This is a genomic window from Bacillus sp. AF23, assembly GCF_020861455.1.
GTDB classification, from domain to species: domain Bacteria; phylum Bacillota; class Bacilli; order Bacillales; family Bacillaceae; genus Bacillus; species Bacillus halotolerans.
The window spans coordinates 62,441-79,246 of sequence record NZ_JAJHVY010000015.1; the positions used below are offsets into that span (position 1 = coordinate 62,441).

General features: G+C 37.9%; 16 protein-coding genes, 1 pseudogene and 1 riboswitch. Of the genes and pseudogenes, 9 read left to right on the top strand and 8 right to left on the bottom strand.

Going from position 1 to position 16,806, the window contains the following annotated elements:
* Positions 1 to 3: 3 nt before the first annotated feature.
* On the bottom strand, positions 4 to 615 hold the full coding sequence (locus LNN34_RS05955; RefSeq protein WP_044155626.1) for a thermonuclease family protein: 612 nt from the start codon (positions 613 to 615) through the stop codon (positions 4 to 6).
* A gap of 616 nt (positions 616 to 1,231) precedes the next feature.
* On the opposite strand from LNN34_RS05955, the gene LNN34_RS05960 reads away from it, so the two are divergent.
* The 4 genes from LNN34_RS05960 (at position 1,232) to LNN34_RS05975 (ending at position 4,967) form a co-directional block, all read left to right on the top strand.
* Positions 1,232 to 2,647 (top strand): sugar porter family MFS transporter, encoded by a 1,416-nt coding sequence (locus LNN34_RS05960; protein ID WP_229042977.1) that lies wholly within the window; start codon positions 1,232 to 1,234, stop codon positions 2,645 to 2,647.
* 342 nt (positions 2,648 to 2,989) lie between these two features.
* Positions 2,990 to 3,535: a hypothetical protein gene (locus LNN34_RS05965; protein ID WP_059336539.1), complete on the top strand. Its 546-nt coding sequence runs from the start codon at positions 2,990 to 2,992 to the stop codon at positions 3,533 to 3,535.
* Between the two features lie 183 nt (positions 3,536 to 3,718).
* Positions 3,719 to 4,198 carry a hypothetical protein gene (locus tag LNN34_RS05970; RefSeq protein WP_202657148.1) on the top strand — a complete coding sequence of 160 codons (480 nt, stop codon included), beginning with the start codon at positions 3,719 to 3,721 and terminating at the stop codon, positions 4,196 to 4,198.
* A 289-nt stretch (positions 4,199 to 4,487) separates the two neighbouring features.
* Positions 4,488 to 4,967: a DUF4944 domain-containing protein gene (locus LNN34_RS05975; protein ID WP_202657147.1), complete on the top strand. Its 480-nt coding sequence runs from the start codon at positions 4,488 to 4,490 to the stop codon at positions 4,965 to 4,967.
* A gap of 154 nt (positions 4,968 to 5,121) precedes the next feature.
* Here the strand turns inward: LNN34_RS05975 and LNN34_RS05980 are convergent, their stop codons facing one another.
* Positions 5,122 to 5,478: a YoqO family protein gene (locus LNN34_RS05980; RefSeq protein WP_044155632.1), complete on the bottom strand. Its 357-nt coding sequence runs from the start codon at positions 5,476 to 5,478 to the stop codon at positions 5,122 to 5,124.
* Positions 5,479 to 5,831: 353 nt separating this feature from the next.
* On the opposite strand from LNN34_RS05980, the gene LNN34_RS05985 reads away from it, so the two are divergent.
* Entirely contained in the window at positions 5,832 to 6,188 is a 357-nt protein-coding gene (locus LNN34_RS05985; RefSeq protein WP_059336536.1) for a DUF3221 domain-containing protein, read from the top strand.
* A 145-nt stretch (positions 6,189 to 6,333) separates the two neighbouring features.
* Here the strand turns inward: LNN34_RS05985 and LNN34_RS05990 are convergent, their stop codons facing one another.
* The 3 genes from LNN34_RS05990 to LNN34_RS06000 all read right to left on the bottom strand — a co-directional run bounded on the left by LNN34_RS05990 (position 6,334) and on the right by LNN34_RS06000 (position 8,403).
* On the bottom strand, positions 6,334 to 6,699 hold the full coding sequence (locus LNN34_RS05990; RefSeq protein WP_059336535.1) for a hypothetical protein: 366 nt from the start codon (positions 6,697 to 6,699) through the stop codon (positions 6,334 to 6,336).
* A gap of 361 nt (positions 6,700 to 7,060) precedes the next feature.
* Complete coding sequence (locus tag LNN34_RS05995; RefSeq protein ID WP_044155637.1) at positions 7,061 to 7,606, bottom strand: hypothetical protein; 546 nt, start codon at positions 7,604 to 7,606, stop codon at positions 7,061 to 7,063.
* Positions 7,607 to 7,797: 191 nt separating this feature from the next.
* Entirely contained in the window at positions 7,798 to 8,403 is a 606-nt protein-coding gene (locus LNN34_RS06000) for a VanZ family protein (protein WP_324251394.1), read from the bottom strand.
* 739 nt (positions 8,404 to 9,142) lie between these two features.
* Between LNN34_RS06000 and LNN34_RS22060 the strand changes: the two are divergent.
* Together LNN34_RS22060 and LNN34_RS06005 are read left to right on the top strand one after the other, a co-directional pair.
* A pseudogene (locus tag LNN34_RS22060) lies at positions 9,143 to 9,524 on the top strand (thymidylate synthase); the annotation flags it as partial.
* A 181-nt stretch (positions 9,525 to 9,705) separates the two neighbouring features.
* Positions 9,706 to 10,479: an acetoin reductase gene (locus LNN34_RS06005; protein ID WP_229042979.1), complete on the top strand. Its 774-nt coding sequence runs from the start codon at positions 9,706 to 9,708 to the stop codon at positions 10,477 to 10,479.
* 277 nt (positions 10,480 to 10,756) lie between these two features.
* Here the strand turns inward: LNN34_RS06005 and LNN34_RS06010 are convergent, their stop codons facing one another.
* On the bottom strand, positions 10,757 to 11,767 hold the full coding sequence (locus LNN34_RS06010) for a polysaccharide lyase family 1 protein (RefSeq protein ID WP_416378568.1): 1,011 nt from the start codon (positions 11,765 to 11,767) through the stop codon (positions 10,757 to 10,759).
* Between the two features lie 195 nt (positions 11,768 to 11,962).
* Between LNN34_RS06010 and LNN34_RS06015 the strand changes: the two genes are divergently transcribed.
* Both LNN34_RS06015 and LNN34_RS06020 read left to right on the top strand, forming a co-directional pair.
* Positions 11,963 to 12,640, top strand: coding sequence for a YoaK family protein (locus tag LNN34_RS06015; RefSeq protein WP_059293345.1), 678 nt, complete (start codon positions 11,963 to 11,965; stop codon positions 12,638 to 12,640).
* Positions 12,641 to 12,920: 280 nt separating this feature from the next.
* A complete protein-coding gene (locus LNN34_RS06020; protein WP_044155645.1) occupies positions 12,921 to 13,619 on the top strand; it encodes an expansin EXLX1 family cellulose-binding protein in 699 nt (232 codons plus the stop codon).
* A gap of 434 nt (positions 13,620 to 14,053) precedes the next feature.
* Here LNN34_RS06020 and LNN34_RS06025 read toward each other — a convergent pair whose 3' ends face one another.
* Positions 14,054 to 14,350, bottom strand: a complete 297-nt coding sequence (locus LNN34_RS06025; protein ID WP_059336530.1) for a hypothetical protein — start codon at positions 14,348 to 14,350, stop codon at positions 14,054 to 14,056.
* 111 nt (positions 14,351 to 14,461) lie between these two features.
* Positions 14,462 to 16,504, bottom strand: a complete 2,043-nt coding sequence (locus LNN34_RS06030) for a molybdopterin oxidoreductase family protein (RefSeq protein ID WP_229042981.1) — start codon at positions 16,502 to 16,504, stop codon at positions 14,462 to 14,464.
* Between the two features lie 149 nt (positions 16,505 to 16,653).
* Positions 16,654 to 16,745: riboswitch (SAM riboswitch) on the top strand.
* Positions 16,746 to 16,806: the final 61 nt, after the last annotated feature.

Below are 16,806 nucleotides of genomic sequence, written 5' to 3' on the forward strand. Positions count from 1 at the left end.
TTTTCACTTGTGTTTTTCAGTTGAGTGCTGCTCAACACAGCCTTTAAATCCTCTGGCATTCACATAACCGTTTTTACTCCAAATAGAACGTTTTTTCGTTTGTGCTTCCTGTTCATCTTTTCTAAACTGGTCTATGTATTTCGTATTTGGCTCATAAACATATGCTACTCTGGCTAATCCTTCTTTTAACAGTGTTTCTTGAACAGATTTGCCATCGACATAAACGTAAGCTAACAGCCTTCCGAATTTATCTCTGCGCTCTCCTTTATCAAATTCTAATTGGAGCTTGCCGCCGCTAACCAATTCTTTGTTTCGTTTAGATGCATCCTCGCCATATGGCTGAACACATGAATGTGGCTTTTTAGTCTCTGGAGTATCAATGAGCAAGTAGCGAACCGTGTCAATATTGCCGTTATAGCTAATTTTGATCGTATCTCCGTCAACAGGCCTTTCTAACAAAGCATCCACCAAGCCTTTTTTTGCTTCCGATTTAGAATTCTTGGCAACTGGCTGTTTAAGATCTGAATGGCTTTTTTCAGCAGTATCATTTAATCCGCAGGCTGCCAAAGAAAAACTAAAAGCTAATAGACTAAAGCCTAACAGTACTTTCTTCAATTCTATTTCTCCTTCTTCTGTTTCTATCTCAATCAACCAACATTCATTATAATGATATCGCTATTTATTGTGAATGTAATTTTTCTTAACACGTTTATATTTGAGTACAAGCCCTTGATCAATATTCAGATATCACAAAAAGGTTTCAAAAACATAACCATAACATAATAAAAATAGAACATGTTCAGCTGAATTTCCTGAAATCATTCGGAGCATAAGGGGATTAGTATGTATTCCTGGTGTTAGGCGTTTTATCTGGGAAAATCCTATGATTGCTAAAAAACTTCAGAAGCTTTTTATTGACTGAAAATGCTTTTAAAATTATGATAATATCAAACCTAACAAGGATGTAACAAAAATATAACTAGGACATAACAAAAAAGTGGATATGTTTCTTGTAAAAAATGAAAGCGATTTCAATTAGGTTGTTTTTGCGAAAAGCCTCATTCGCTGCATTGAGAGTATTGCTAATTTTCAGATTGATAAGGTCTCGGGAAATAAAAAACCTGGCTGAAACGAGTATTGCTCTTTAAAAGAGAAAGGGTGAATCCAGCACACTCGGTTGACAAGAATGAAAAAATGTATAAAGCATTCTTCATAAAGGTGGGGAAAGGGTATGAAAGAACAACGAAATCCTAGGTCGTCTTTACAGTTAATAATGATTTCAGCAACATTTGGCGGGCTTCTCTTTGGATATGACACCGGAGTTATAAATGGAGCTTTGCCTTTTATGGCAAGATCTGATCAACTTAACTTAACACCGGTCACAGAAGGGCTGGTTACAAGCATGCTTCTATTAGGAGCAGCGTTTGGTGCATTGCTGTGCGGCAAATTGGCTGACCGCTATGGCAGACGTAAAATGATCCTTAATCTTTCCTTTTTATTCTTTCTGGCATCACTCGGAACAGCATTTGCGCCGAATGTTTTAACGATGGTTATCTTTCGGTTTTTGCTGGGACTGGCTGTCGGTGGGGCATCATCAATGGTACCGGCCTTTTTAGCAGAAATGGCGCCGTATGAGAAAAGAGGGCGTATGGTAACGCAAAATGAACTGATGATCGTCGGCGGGCAATTTTTAGCCTACGTTTTTAATGCGATTCTTGGTGTTGCAATGGCTGATACAGGGCATGTTTGGAGATACATGCTTGTCCTTTGTGCCATACCGGCTCTCCTATTATTTGCAAGTATGCTCAGGGTTCCGGAGAGCCCGAGGTGGCTAACTTCTAAAGGTAAAAAAAGCGAGGCGCTGCGCGTTCTTAAACTCATACGTGACGAGAAAAGGGCAGAAGCAGAATTTAAAGAAATACAAGCAGCGGCAGTCAAAGATTCAAATGTAGAGAAGGCATCGATCAAAGAGTTCTCTACACCATGGCTGCGCCGTCTTTTATGGATTGGGATCGGTGTTGCCATCGTTAATCAAATCACAGGCGTCAATTCGATTATGTATTACGGCACTCAAATCCTGCAAGAATCCGGTTTTGGTACAAAGGCAGCGTTAATCGCTAATATTGGGAATGGATTGATATCAGTCATCGCCGTTATCATCGGCATTTGGCTGGTTGGCAGGGTGAACCGGCGCCCGATATTGATGATTGGTTTATCAGGAACCACCACAGCGCTTTTATTCATTGCCATATTCTCAATCGTGCTTGATGGATCAGCAGCACTCCCGTATATGGTGCTATCTTTGACCGTTTTATTTCTAGCCTTTATGCAGGGCTGTGTCGGACCAGTAACATGGCTGGTCATTGCAGAAATATTCCCGCAAAAAGTAAGAGGGCTTGGTTCTGGCATCAGTGTATTTTTCCTCTGGATTTTAAACTTTATCATCGGTTTTGCTTTTCCAATCATGCTTAGCTCTGCAGGCTTATCCTTTACTTTCTTTATATTTGTCGCTTTGGGTATCTTGGCAATCGGTTTTGTGTACAAATTCATGCCGGAAACTAAGGGACGAACACTTGAGGAATTAGAAGAGCATTTCCGTTCAATGGATAGAAATTATGACTCTGAAAAATCAATTCATGAAGCGTGATATCTGTACTAAAATGATATTGAAACTCAATTAGATTAATCAAGAAAACAATTCTGCATCAGACTCCCAATGAAGTGCGAGAAATAATTGATATGGACTTGTGGGAGAAAGCAAACTTTATACTTTCTTAATTCAACGATTACATGAAGGCCGCCATTAGTATTGGCGAAGGAAATGATGGGATAACATTGGGTGTGCATATAGCATGCCCTTCACTGATCTGCTCAAGCAAAACGATTTGTAATTATAATTTGGAAATAACTAACGGAATCTTTTGATATCTCATTTTAATTTGTGAAGCTAGAATTTAGGGCACTAATAACTTTAGGGAGGCTATTTGTTTTGAGGCAGTCAAGTATGTGCATTACTTTAGTGGCAGGGCCAAATTGTGAGTTAGAATCATTTGCATTACGTTCCGCACTTGAATATTACGGTGCAAAAGTACACATGCATTGGGTTGGACGACCTAATGATTTAGTTAGCGTGCTTTCTGGCGAGAACAGGGGAGAAACCGATTATTTGATTTTAAGTTTTCATGGAGAAGATGGAAAATTTATATTGCCGGAATTGGGGCAAGAGGTTTATGAAAAAAACGAGCCGCATTCATGTTATTTCGGTCCTGAAGAAGTTCGGGCGTATGCAGATTTACGAGGGGTGCATGTGTTAGCAACTGGATGCACATTAGGTGACAAAAGGCTTGCAGAAGCGTTTAGACAATGCAAAAGCTCTTCTTACATAGCCCCTGGCGACTATATAGATGGAAACGCTACGCTTATCTTCGTCCTCACATTCATATATGAACTAATGACAAATGCGAAATCTCAAGAGGCAGCATTTCAAAAGGCTGCTTCGATCGACAAAGAAACAAGCTTGTTTCAATTGTTTTGAATCTAAACCACATACATTTAGCTATTGTAATGTTATGTTGCTGAAAGTCCTGCTTAGATTCCCGCAGACTAATGAAATAGTATTGCATTTGTAATAAAGCTCTCTAAATGAGGGCTTTTTTTATGCGTCATACCGGACACTTATATTGGGGAAGCTAATGAAAAAGAAAGAAGGAGATACGAAGTGAAGAAGCATTTACTTTCCTTATGTGTTTTATTATTTGCATTGACTTTTGTTCAAACAAAGACTCAAGCCCTGACATTTACAGAGTTGCCAATTAAACAAAAAACAGAACAATGGTCAGTCGAAATAACTGAAGCAAAAAATGCAAAGGAATTAGCGAGTCCAAAAAAGGGGGAATATAACGTATATTCAATGGAAATCAAAAACATAGGGGAAGCCGTAGCTACAGTGGATGTACAATTGTATAGAAATGATCCTGATTCAACCACTAGGTTTTCACTTTTTGGCTGTCCCAACGAAAATTGTGTGAGACAGGAGGAGGATTTAATAAGCTTAGCCGAAAGTTTAAACGATGGTGCCCCGCTGAAGTTTAACCATTTTATGGTGGCTGAAAAGGCATCTGAATTAGAGGTTGTTATGATTTGGACACAAAAAGGAAAAGAAGGACGCCAATTAAAACAAACCTTTACATTCAGTTAGTACCAGGTGAATTAGACAATATAGTGACCTACATAGGAGTTAAAATACTTATAAGTAAACTTCTTGCCATTTGATGCTAACAGGCAGATAATCAACATCTGATCAGTCATTAGCAAATATAGATGCGCTGTGAATCACAAAGCTGAGAACAAAGAAGAAAGTCTTATATGGCTGCAAAACTGAAAAGACAATGATTGGGCTGCTTTATGAGCAGCTTTTTTTATATTCTTTTTCAAGTAACATATTGCCCATTTATTCTACTAATAAAATGAAGAAAGCGAGGGAAAACATGAGAAGCAAAAATAAAATTAAAAAATCACTAATCATTACAGCTCTATTATTGATTTGTTTTGTAACGTTCTTTGCAATAATATCAGGAGACAAAGTAAAATATGAGGGAAGCAGCAGGAACGGATTGTGGGTTTCTACCATTGAAAAATCAGATAAAACTTCGATTGGCCCTAATTACTTCTTGAATTTATACTGGCGAGGGAACAAGAAAGAAGCGAAAAGAACCATTGTTGAAAAAATTATATTATATATAGATGGTAAAAAGTACGATGACAGAGAAGATTATGATTTATCAGAGTACACAGGTGAAGAAATGCCAGGCGGAGGACAAATGGAAGACCATATTGCTACGTTTGATTTTATGCCTGAAGATGAAGTAATAGGACATGATGTAGTTGTTAAGGTTGAGTGGAAGACCGGTAGGGAGAAACATACAGATAAAATAAGATTACAAGAGAAACCATGGTATAAAAGATAAATTTGCAATGGCAAGTTTAGGGATGAACGTCCAAAATATAGGTCTGCCTTTCAGAAACATCTGATTGATACGTACATGTCATGATTAAGGCATGTTTTTATTCAAAGTAAAAATAAAACATGCGAGTGTAGTTCCTTACCTGTACATAAAATGCTTACATTTCTTTCAAATGCTCGTAAAGCAATCTAAAGCAAACAGTACCAGATATCAAAGGGACTGCAAACAAAATAATCACTGCTATGGTCTCCCAGCCGTTAAAAAAATCGTGGTTTTTAATGAATACCTGTCCTTCTAAAATGATAAAAGTTATAATCCCTGTTAATACTAAAAAGCATGAAAACAGAATGCTCCTTGCTTTTGGTTTTAGCTTTTTAAACTCATCTTTAAAATAAATGAAAACGAGAACTAAAGAGCAAAAGGATGCTACAGTGCTTATGACATCAATATTTTTCATGATTTTCTCAATGATGATACATAAGATGAAAAGAAAAAATGCTAAGTTTTTAGACAAAAAAATCGCTCCTTATTTTATGGCTACCCAAAAAGTTTACAAGTTTTTCACAATAGGCACAACGCGATGTCAGTAAATTAATCTATTGGTTAACGAAATAGGTGTTTTACCTTATTGTACCATGTACTAAATATTCAATCATTTTTTATGTGCGGGCACTAGGAAATGATGTGTAACGGAAAGGCAAAACGGAATTGAAGAGAGTTTACCTGTGGTAAATCTGTTCTTCAAATCTATAAACTTGTACTGTTTTTCCGGGTCCAGTACTCTTGTGTCGCGTGATTATAAATTACCTCTAAAATGATTTGCCTTTTTTTACTGTTATAAAACATACGCCAAAAAGGGAGAGATAAATGCGTAAAAACGGGATATTGGTCTTAGTGTTCCTTGCTTTTATTTCAGGCTGCAATGATAAGGAAGAAAATAAAATAAAAACGCCAAAGATGCAGAACCTTGTTGGTTTTATCCTTTTTAAGGATGAAAAGTCAGCCGTTTTTCTTCAGGGCACACATGCTCCTGAAAAAGAGGACTTTGAATTGTCTCAAGATAGACTTATAAGAAAATATAAAAATCATGTTGTGATATTAGAGTTAAGTCAAATTGAAAACAAAGAAGACCTTGTGGAAGGTAAAAAAATGAAGGTGTGGTTCAACACTCTAAAAGAATCTGATCCTCCAAAAGCAACAATTAAAAAATTCAAATGGTTATAAAGGTTGGCATCCCCCCGCATATGATCGCTTAATAGAAAGCTCTACAATTACCGTATACAACAATTTGAAGAGTTAAATAGCAAGAGGGGATACACCTGCTTCTCTAGAATCGATTCAATCTAAATGCAGATAAAGTTAGCTTCAATTATTCATTTAACCCGTCGATTTCAAAATTATCTATATCAAGATTTAGGTTTTTCAATTGTTTTAACAAAACTTCAGCTTTTAAGCAGTCACCGTTTTTAAATTCTTTTGGGATATCTTCAGGGTGAAAAATTTTTATACCAGCCTCAATCCATTGTTTACGATACAATTGAAATGCAGCTTCAATCAGATGATCTGGTGTTACAATAAAACCTAATTTCACATCATGATCTTCACTGTAACCAAATTCAAATCCACAACATGGACAAATATCAAATGTTTTTTGATACTCCCCATTATACAAAAGATTTTCTATTAATCCTTTATACCCGCATACTAAACATGAGTACAATTCTTTGTCCAACATTAATCCCTCATTTGTCTATTTTTATAATTACGCATTACGTTCTGCTGAATAAGAAGTTCTTTGGTCTTTTATTTTATTTTAATAATGGTACTGCCATTAACAGCGCTAGGGCAATTTTGATATGAAACAAACTTTAAAGCTTAGAGAAAATGGATTTACGATTGGAACGGTCCTGAAAAAAAGATGTTCTTTTACCACGCCGAAAGAGCATGAACATTCAATGCAGCTAGTTGCTGTATAAAAGCAGCATGATGGGCGAGGGCGGCAAGTGTAATTTGTAATGATGCTTTAGCGTAAAAAACAGCACTCACACGAAGACGTAGTGCTGTTTTAACGTTTGCAGAGCATTACATAAAAGTGGTTATTTCCAGGCTGACAAATATTTCTTTCGATATTTGCTATCTTTCTCGATCTCAATCAAGTCCATTGCTATTTCCCTAATATGCTCATCTTTATCTTCATCGTATAATTTTTTTAATCCTACAATCATATCGTAGCGAATCAATGTATAATGTTTTTCGTTCATTCCATTTTTAAAGCGATCAATAATATGAGTAAGCACCAGTTCTTTTTGTTCTGGTCCAGCTAAGCCAACCTTCCAGATTGCTTGCAAACTATGCCGAGCAGTTACAAATTTTGAATCCCTGGTCACTTCCCATAACGCTGGAAAGTCGTACAGCATCCGCTTATCCGGATCACTGATTGCTAAACCAGCAAGAAACTGTGCAGCTCTCGCTCGCCTGTGGTTATCCGGATCGGTCAGCCATCCTATTAATTGATCCCATACTTCATAAGCCCAGTCTACTTTTTCCTTTGTGGCGTTAATAATATTCTGAAAGGCTTCTAATTGCAGGCTTTTGTCCTTTGCTTCTAGATTTTCAAAATGAGATTTCATTACACTGTCCATTTTCGTATCACCTTAAAATGATTAGTTATGTTGATTATATCCTTTCACCTTGCGGTCTTCCAATAAACATCATTTCTCGCGCTAGTGAATGCTTACCTTTTCCTATTATGTCTTTCTAGTTGAATTTCAACAAAAAGTCTGTCACATTGGCTGGTCTTTGCTTGATGAGGGCTACATATCTTGTTTACAGATCAGATGTTTATGAAAGAATCATTTTTAAATCGTAATTTTTTATATAACGATCGAAGAATACAAAACAGCGAGTAGCCTATTGCAGCACCTGACGTATTAAGGATTAAATCATCAACGTCAAAACTTCTATAAGAGTTTCTTACATACATAGAAATTGAAAGTTGCGTTAGTTCTATAAACAATGAAATAAAAAATCCAGTTAATAACATTCTTTTTAGGTTCCTTAACTTGTCAAATAAAAGGGGGAACAACAAGCCAATTGGCAACAGTAAAATCAGATTTCCGCCAAGAGATCTTATCACAAAAAACTGCAAGCCTAGATGATAAATATCTACAAAGAAATAAAACGGGATAAAGTTATTTCCATACAAAAATGGATGATAAGAATCGTTCCTCCAGTTCGCAATTAAATGATGATCTATAGGTAAAGGGAATATTGTTACGCTTATCAGTTCAAAGAAGTAAACGATTAAACAAACAATAACAAGATGCTTATCATTGGCCATTCGTTCTTTCTTAAATATAAATCGTTTAATAATTCTATATAGAATAAAACAAAAATAAAGTACAAACATGAATGGCAAGAGAAAAGTTGAGTCAAGCATAAATACACCACAATTTCTTTTTTGATCTATTTTAACATAATTAGGAAAGAGATTAAGATTAAATAAAAAAGACTTTTATCTAGATTTAAAAGGAGGAAAGAGAAGGTGAAACTCAATAACGACAGTGATTTCCAAACCAAGTTTGCTGACATGTTTTTAAGAAACGGGTTGTGGAGAAGTTTATTGCTCATATGAGTCAAAGTTGAAAATAATTGGAGTGAAATTGAATTGATAAATTGTTAAAGAATAAAAAAATAACTAAATGTGTTGAAAAGATCAATTGCTCTAAAGAATGCCTAATTTCGTATGGACAAATGACATTTGGCTGTGAGGTAAATACAATACAGTAAACTAGATGAGCGAATGGAGGGTTCGATGTGTTTAGACAATATCCAGTTTGGTATACACAAACACCGTACTATCTAAATTATCATGTGCCTCAATACCAAACAATCTCTTATGATCCACAACGATGCTATCAACGTTGCATGTATCAAACTGGCGGTAACTATGAGTTATGTGACAGATTATGTTATGGAGAAATACAAGTGTAAAAGAGGGGACTTTCTCCTCTTTAAAACCACATAATATAAATTAATTATTTAGAATCTGATAAAAAAGGATGTAAATTGGATAACTCTATTTGATAAACGATATATCTCATTTATAAATAATGGTATATCAGTTGAAGAATGTAAACCAAGTAGGAGTCAGAAAAAGCTTGCAGTTTAAAGAATGACAAAGGAAACAAGAGGACGGCAGCATCGGCAATACATATGATGATAAGCTTGCTAAGAAAATTGAATGTTAAATGATGAAAAAGCTGACCAGGTCGATGATCTTCTTCATCAGTTAAAGAACGACTTCATCACGCATGCTTTGGAATCAAGACCAATTAAACTCAATGGCATTTACACTATGCTTATATGAAATTCAAAGGTATTGTAAGCAAGGAAAACTACATTTAGGGGTAAGACCGTAGCAATGAAACATTGGGTACGGTCTAATGAATTCCAATACAATGTATTACAGCGTATGAATACTAAAGAAAACGGATAGGAGCTCGGTGTCCATATCTTTAACAATGAGGTCATGGTTACACACGTCATATAGACCATCTCAATTAAGGGATCAATCCTGAAGTGAAGAGCTTTTTTACTTTACACACAATGATTTCAACTTAAATTAATTAATATAATACAAGCTTTCTTTTGAGACAGCAGTTTACATTATGTGGAGAAACATTGAGTTTGTTAAAATAAATATATCGTCATTATACCTCATTGCGAAAGGGGAATATTTATGACCAAGGTAGCAATAGTTACTGGTTCCGCAGGCGGATTAGGGAGAGGGATAGCAGAAAGATTGTGCAAGGATGGTTTTAGTGTCGTTCTGCATGATATTAACGAGGAACTGCTGCAGGCAACTGTATCAGACTTCAAAGAAAAAGGCTATCATGTTACTGGAGTAAAAGGGGATGTATCCAAGCGTGATGATCAATTCAATTTAGTTAAAGCAGCGGCAGATACATTTGGCCGTTTGGATGTGTTTGTAAACAATGCAGGCATTGAGGCAGTTTCGCCATTTTTAGAAATAACAGAAGAACAACTGAATCAATTGTTCAAGGTTAATGTCAATGGCGTTGTGTTTGGTACTCAAGCAGCTGCTGATCAGTTCATTAAGCAAGAAACAAAAGGCAAAATCATTAACGCATGCAGTATAGCAGGTCACGAATCATTTGAAATGCTTGGCACATATTCCGCAACGAAGCACGCTGTGAAATCTTTTACACATTCAGCTGCTAAAGAGTTAGCCAAATATAAAATAACAGTTAACGCATATTGTCCTGGTGTTGCAAAAACAAAAATGTGGGATCGTATTGATGAGGAAATGGTTAAACATAGCGATGATTTAAAACCAGGAGAAGCTTTTGAGAAATTCTCTTCAGACATTGCACTTAAAAGATATCAAACACCTGAAGATGTGGCCAATTTAGTCTCATTTCTAGCTTCAGATGATTCAGATTATATCACCGGTCAAGCTATTTTAACTGATGGCGGCCTGGTTTATAGATGATAGAATGTACATTGATAAAAGAATCCATTTTCGAAATGGATTCTTTTTGTTTGAGATGAAACCATAATGACCTAGTTGTATAATGAGAAAAGCAATTCAGAGGTCCGTGTGTTCATTCAATGAAAATGGAGTGAACATTTTGGCGAAAAAATTTTGGTCCGTAAGCATGTTCATCTTGTGCAGGAATGATATGTTTGATAAGCAAGTTTAGACACAAGCCAGACGAACAATACATAGCCATAAAGAGAGGCTTGGCGTTATGCAAGCCCTCTTTGTGTCAGTAGCCAAAAACCAATGTTGTACTTTGTGATCCGGCATATTTTGTGACAAATTCTTTTGTGTACTGCGGAGTTTGAACCCGGTAGCTGTAATTGGAGCCTGGATTCCACGTTGTCAACGGAGAGGATTGCCTGTTCAAGGATGGATAGCTTCCTGTATCCTTAAAGTATCCGGTGCCCTTGTCATCAAGGATTCCGCCTTTTTCGCTGCCTTTTCCAAAATAATTGTATTCAGAGTATATTTTTGCTTTTGTCGCGATGGTAATTGCTTGGTTAAAATTGTTGCTGTAGTTGTTTTTGACATGAAAATAGCCATATCTCATCAGCCCCGGGCCTCTTACATACAAATTCTCAAAATAGTTGTTGGCGATGGTCATGTGCGGATAGCCGTCATATTGGTGCTGGGAATCATCAGGATATCCTAAAATTAAACCGTACTTATGATTTGCGAATTTTGAGTTGCTGATGGTGATATAATCAGCTGATTTACCGATATACAACAGCTTGTCCAGGTCACTTCCGCCAGCATTATAGCTGTGTCCTGAAAATGTAACATGGTCGATCCAATAGTTGAAGCCTGAATCTAGATAAAGCTGTATATCGTTATTTCCATTAATCTGCGGGCTGTGTTCAAAGGTCAGATTTTGAAAGATGACGTTTCCGGATGAAGAAGATGTTGTTAAATAAATATTTTTCAGCGTTTTTTTAGCATAAGAACCTACAAGTGTTTTATATGAACCAATCGTTATCGTTGTTTTTGAAGAAGCGATTAAATCATTTTGAAGCACTAAAATTTTAGGTGTTGATCCGCTCAGATGGGTTTTTAAATCATTTAGACTTTGGATATATACGATCTGGCCGTTTTTTCCGCCGGTTGTGCTGGCTTTAGAGACTCCTTTTTCATTTTTTGCATTTCCGGCAAATCCTAAAATGCCATTCGTCGAGGTATTTGGAAAATCGACGGCGCCTAAAGCTTTTTCAGGCAAGAGAAGCAATAATAAACTTAACATGGCAAATAATAAAGAAAATCGTTTCAAAGCCACTCAGCTTCCTTTCAAATTGAAATAAATTCATATGGATTATTATTACAGTTGGACAAAAGTAAGAATAGAGTCTATATTCCTGATCAAAACCGGGATTTTATATGTTTTTGATGTCAAATAAAAGAGTTACAATTGGAACAACACGAAAGGATTGATACACCATTGACTGCTTCAGCATATCGAAATACCTTGCTTTCACTTCTTTGTTTAACAGCGGGAATCGTGGATGTAATCGGCTATTTAAGCCTAGGACACGTCTTCACTGCTAATATGACCGGAAATATCGTTTTATTGGGATTAGCGATCGGAAAATCTCTTCAGGTCACTGTTTTTCATTCTCTGACTGCGCTAATCGGTTTCATATTTGGGGTGATTATTTCAACAATCATTGTTGGAAAGGCAGAGAAAACATTTTGGCCATCCGCTGTAACAAAAGCTCTGGCAATTGAAGCATTCATTTTATTTGTTTTTGCTTGTCTTTCAATATCTTCTGCTTTCGTTCCCGTATACATCCTTATTATCCTTTTGAGTATTGCCATGGGGATACAAACAACAGCAGCTAAACAACTGGGGATTGCAGGCATTTCTTCAACTGTTTTGACCGGAACATTGGCTTCTCTTTTAGAGGATCTTTCCGGCCGGTTGTTTTTCTCTAAACAGAATAAAACATTCTTGAGAGATGCTGTGTTAAGGGCGCTGGCCATCATATTATATTGTATGGGGGCTATTATTGTAGCTTTTGCAGAACCGCATTTTCATTACATCATTATTTGGGTTCCGATTGTGCTCATTTTAGGTATTATACTTACTGCTCTGGCCAAGTTGCAAAAAGTAAAGTGAAATTCTCCCGCTTGCGATTCAAGCGGGGATGGGAATTTTTTGAGCTGATATACTTCAGATCCTCACTATAGCTATCCATATTAATGAAACTAGAATTTTGGCTCATATGTGCATCTGAACATAAGTATTGCATAGTCGTATAAAATGCACCCTTTGATAGATATAGAATAGTGAATTAGACATAAATCAATCTATGAATCTATGTCCTCTTTCAATCCATATCGAATGAGTATTACAATGATAATGATTCTCATTCGAAATTTGGATTAGGAGGATGTCTATGAAAAAGAAGATCAGTGCTGTTATTAGCGTGGTTATGTTGATGATTCTTTGTTTTTGCCCGCAGGCTTCGGCAGCCTATAACGATTTGCACGAAGGCTATGCAACCTATACCGGATCAGGCTATTCAGGAGGGGCTTTCCTTCTTGACCCCATTCCATCTGACATGGAGATTACGGCAATTAACCCAAAAGATCTTAATTACGGCGGTGTGAAAGCAGCTCTTGCCGGCTCTTATCTTGAAGTGGAAGGGCCAAAGGGGAAGACGATCGTCTATGTTACCGATCTATATCCTGAGGGTGCCCCAGGAGCCCTTGATCTTTCACCCAATGCCTTCAGCAAAATCGGTGCTATGAAAGATGGAAAAATCAAAATCAAATGGCGTGTGATCAAAGCGCCAATCACTGGCAATTTCACATACCGGATTAAAGAAGGCAGCAGCCAGTGGTGGGCGGCAATCCAAGTTAGAAACCACAAGTATCCCGTTATGAAAATGGAATACTACAAAGACGGAAAGTGGATCAACATGGAGAAAACGGACTATAATCATTTCCTCAGCACCAATTTAGGAACGGGCTCTCTTAAAGTCAGAATCACTGACATTCGAGGAAAAGTTGTAAAAGACACGATTCCAAAGCTTCCTGCAAACGGAACATCTGGGGCGTACACAGTTCCCGGGCATGTTCAGTTTCCTGAATAAAACCTTTGAAAAACGTCGGAAAATCTAAATTTTCCGACGTTTTTTTATACGAGCAAATGATTATGAAATAAGAATGTTTTGACTTGCTTACAAGTTGGCACAGCAATGGTAGAGGAACATTTCAAATGAAAAGTCCTGCTCAAGAAAAAGGGCTAAACGAATCCTGCGACTGGTCTTTGTCTTTCAGCTACTTGGATACTAGATGGTGACTCTGTATTCATTTGGCAACCCCTCTACCAAAGACAGCAATACCTATACTTGATAAGTAAAAATCAATATTTGCATATGTGAGATGCTTTCGTTAATGTGTTGATTGGTTTCAAATTAAATAAATAACTAAAGAACCAATAAATTCATCAAAAAGCGTTTCCAATCCTGCTTTTTGTTGTGTTTGGAAAAGAAATTTTATAGCTCGTCTTATTGAAAAATCCGCATTAATCTTTCGCTTGTTGTTTCTCTCCTAATGTTAATACCCATTCTCTTAAGATATGTTTTTGCACATATCTTTTTCCGTTTATTTCGATATGAGGGAGGTCTGTGAGATCCTTTGCTAAGAGTTTCGCCTCCGCTTGGGTTATTCCTAAGAAATGCCCGATGTAAAAGTGAATATCTCGTTCTTTAATCAGCATGATGTCATTTTTTTCGTTAGCTTTTGGGTTGTTAATATGCTTTAATCCTTCTCCGATAAAATATCCAGCCAATGCAATACCGATTCCTAAAAAAACGTCCATGTGTATGCCTCCATTATGTAATCGTCATGTTATACGGTCAATCTATATCATTGGTTTCATTTTTGTTGACTGTGTACACAAAAAACCGCCAGAGCAAGCTCTGGACGGTTTCTATGCTTTTTCAATCTGCACTCGGCCTGAGAAAAAAGTGGCGCCTCCGCCCATATCAGACAAGCGGTCGGGGGTCAGGGCGTTAACAAGCTGATTTTTGCCTGGTTCATCTGCCCATAATCCTTGACTGACGACAACACCGGGCAGCACTTGTTCTCCGACTGCGGCGGTTAGTTCACACTCACCTCGGCTGTTCCAAATCCGTACGGCTTTACCATCAGTGATGCCGTGTTTTTCGGCATCTTTCGTGTTGATAAAGAGTTTCGGTGTCTTTTCAAGTTTGACGTGCTTTGCATTATTGGAAAACGTTGAGTTTAAGAAATTATGATTCGGCCCTGGAACATACGTAAACGGGAATTCATGATCCGGCGCAAGCGGCGTATGGGTCGGTAACGGCGGGAAACCGGATTGTTTCATTTTTTCTGAATATAATTCTATTTTTCCGCTCGGTGTCGGCAATTTACCCGGAAACAGCGGCTTTTCACGTTTCGCCTTCATAAACGAACGTTCAGTAAGTGATTCATAACTAATCTCTGCTAAATAAGGATTATCCGGATGGTGAAGCGCCTGGCGGATTAAGTCTTCATCTGAATCTTTGAGCTCCTGATCCGTAAATCCCATTGCCTCAGCCAATAACCGAAATACCTCGGTATTAGACTTACTTTCCCCGTATTTCTCAATAACGGGCTGCTGCAGCTGAATGTAATGATGCCAGTATGAGGTGTAAAAATCAGTATTTTCAAAAGCAGATGCAGCGGGCAGTACAATGTCCGCATATTTGGCCGTTTCTGTTAAAAACAAATCATGAACCACGGTGAACAAGTCATCCCGCAGGAGGCCTTGTCTGACTTTGTTCGCTTCTGGCGCCACAACGGCTGGATTCGTCCCATAAATAAAGAGGGAGCGAACAGGAGGGTCTGTTTCCAGAAGAACTCTGCCCAGCTGGTTCATATTAAACGATCTCGGTGTGCGGCCTTTCAGTAAATCAGGACGCTGAAGCGCGGTGGTATTATATTCTAAAATTCCGCTGTTATGTTTGATGGCACCGCCTCCTGTATGCATCCATTGACCGGTAATCGCCGGAAGACAGGCAATTGTTCTTACAATCATTCCGCCGTTGTCATGATGCTGAAGGCCGTTTCCGATTCTGATAAAGGAAGGGGAGGTTTCACCATACATTTTTGCCAGCTGATAGATATCGCCGGTACTGATACCAGTGATCAGGGATACCTTTTCTGGATGATACTGTTTCGCATGCTCGCGAAGTTCTTCATAGCCGACTGTATATTCTGAAAGAAACGCTTCATCGTGAAGATTTTCTTTAAATAAAATGTGCATGATGCCGAGGGCAAGCGCGCTGTCGGTACCGGGTTTTATAGGAATAAACCAGTCTGCGAGACGCCCTGTCTGATTTTTATGCACATCAATCACAATAATTTTCGCGCCTTTTTTCCGTGCTTTTTGGGCGATTGTAATTTGATGCATATTTGTGCTGACTGCGTTAATTCCCCAAAAGATAAACAGTTTCGTATGGATTGTTTCTTCAGGATCGATTCCAGCACTCACACCCATGGTATATTTATAGCCCTCTGATCCGGCTTTGCTGCAAATCGTCCGCTCAAGCTGGCTTGAGCCCAAGCGGTAAAAAAAGCGGCGGTCCATTCCTTCAGCCGTTAATTTTCCCATATTGCCGTAAAAGCTGTAAGGCAGTATGCTTTCAGCTCCTTCTTGATCAATCAGCTGTTTCCAGCGGGATGTGATGGTGTCAATCGCTTCTTCCCAAGAAATTGGTTTAAACTCTGCCTCGCCCTTTATACCTGTTCGTTTCAGCGGAGTCGTCAGCCGCTTTTCATCATAGATGCGCTCAGCCATATTTCGTACTTTGTTGCATATATTTCCGGCTGTCACGGGGTGATCAGGATCACCCTGCACTTTTACAATTTTCCCGTCTTTTTTATGTACCAGCAAGCCGCACTGGTCCGGGCAGTCCAGTGAGCAAACGGATTTAAAAATGCCGTTTTGTTGAGTGGCAAACGATTTCATAGCCCAGTTCCTCTCCCCAGTTAGATATATTGTAAGAATTATAACATTTCGAATGATAACGTCAATTCTGAAAAAAAAGACATTGACATCAATCTGGCTCTTCTTTATGATTAACGTATTCTCAATTCTGAAAATTACATACAAAACATTTTCTATCAAGAGAGGTGGAGGGACTGGCCCTATGAAACCTCGGCAACATTATTGTGCCAATTCCAGCAAGCGTCAGCTTGAAAGATAGGAAAGTAAGGTTTATACCGGCTTCTGTCTGTGGCAGAGTGCGCCTATACATGAATCTCTTTCCA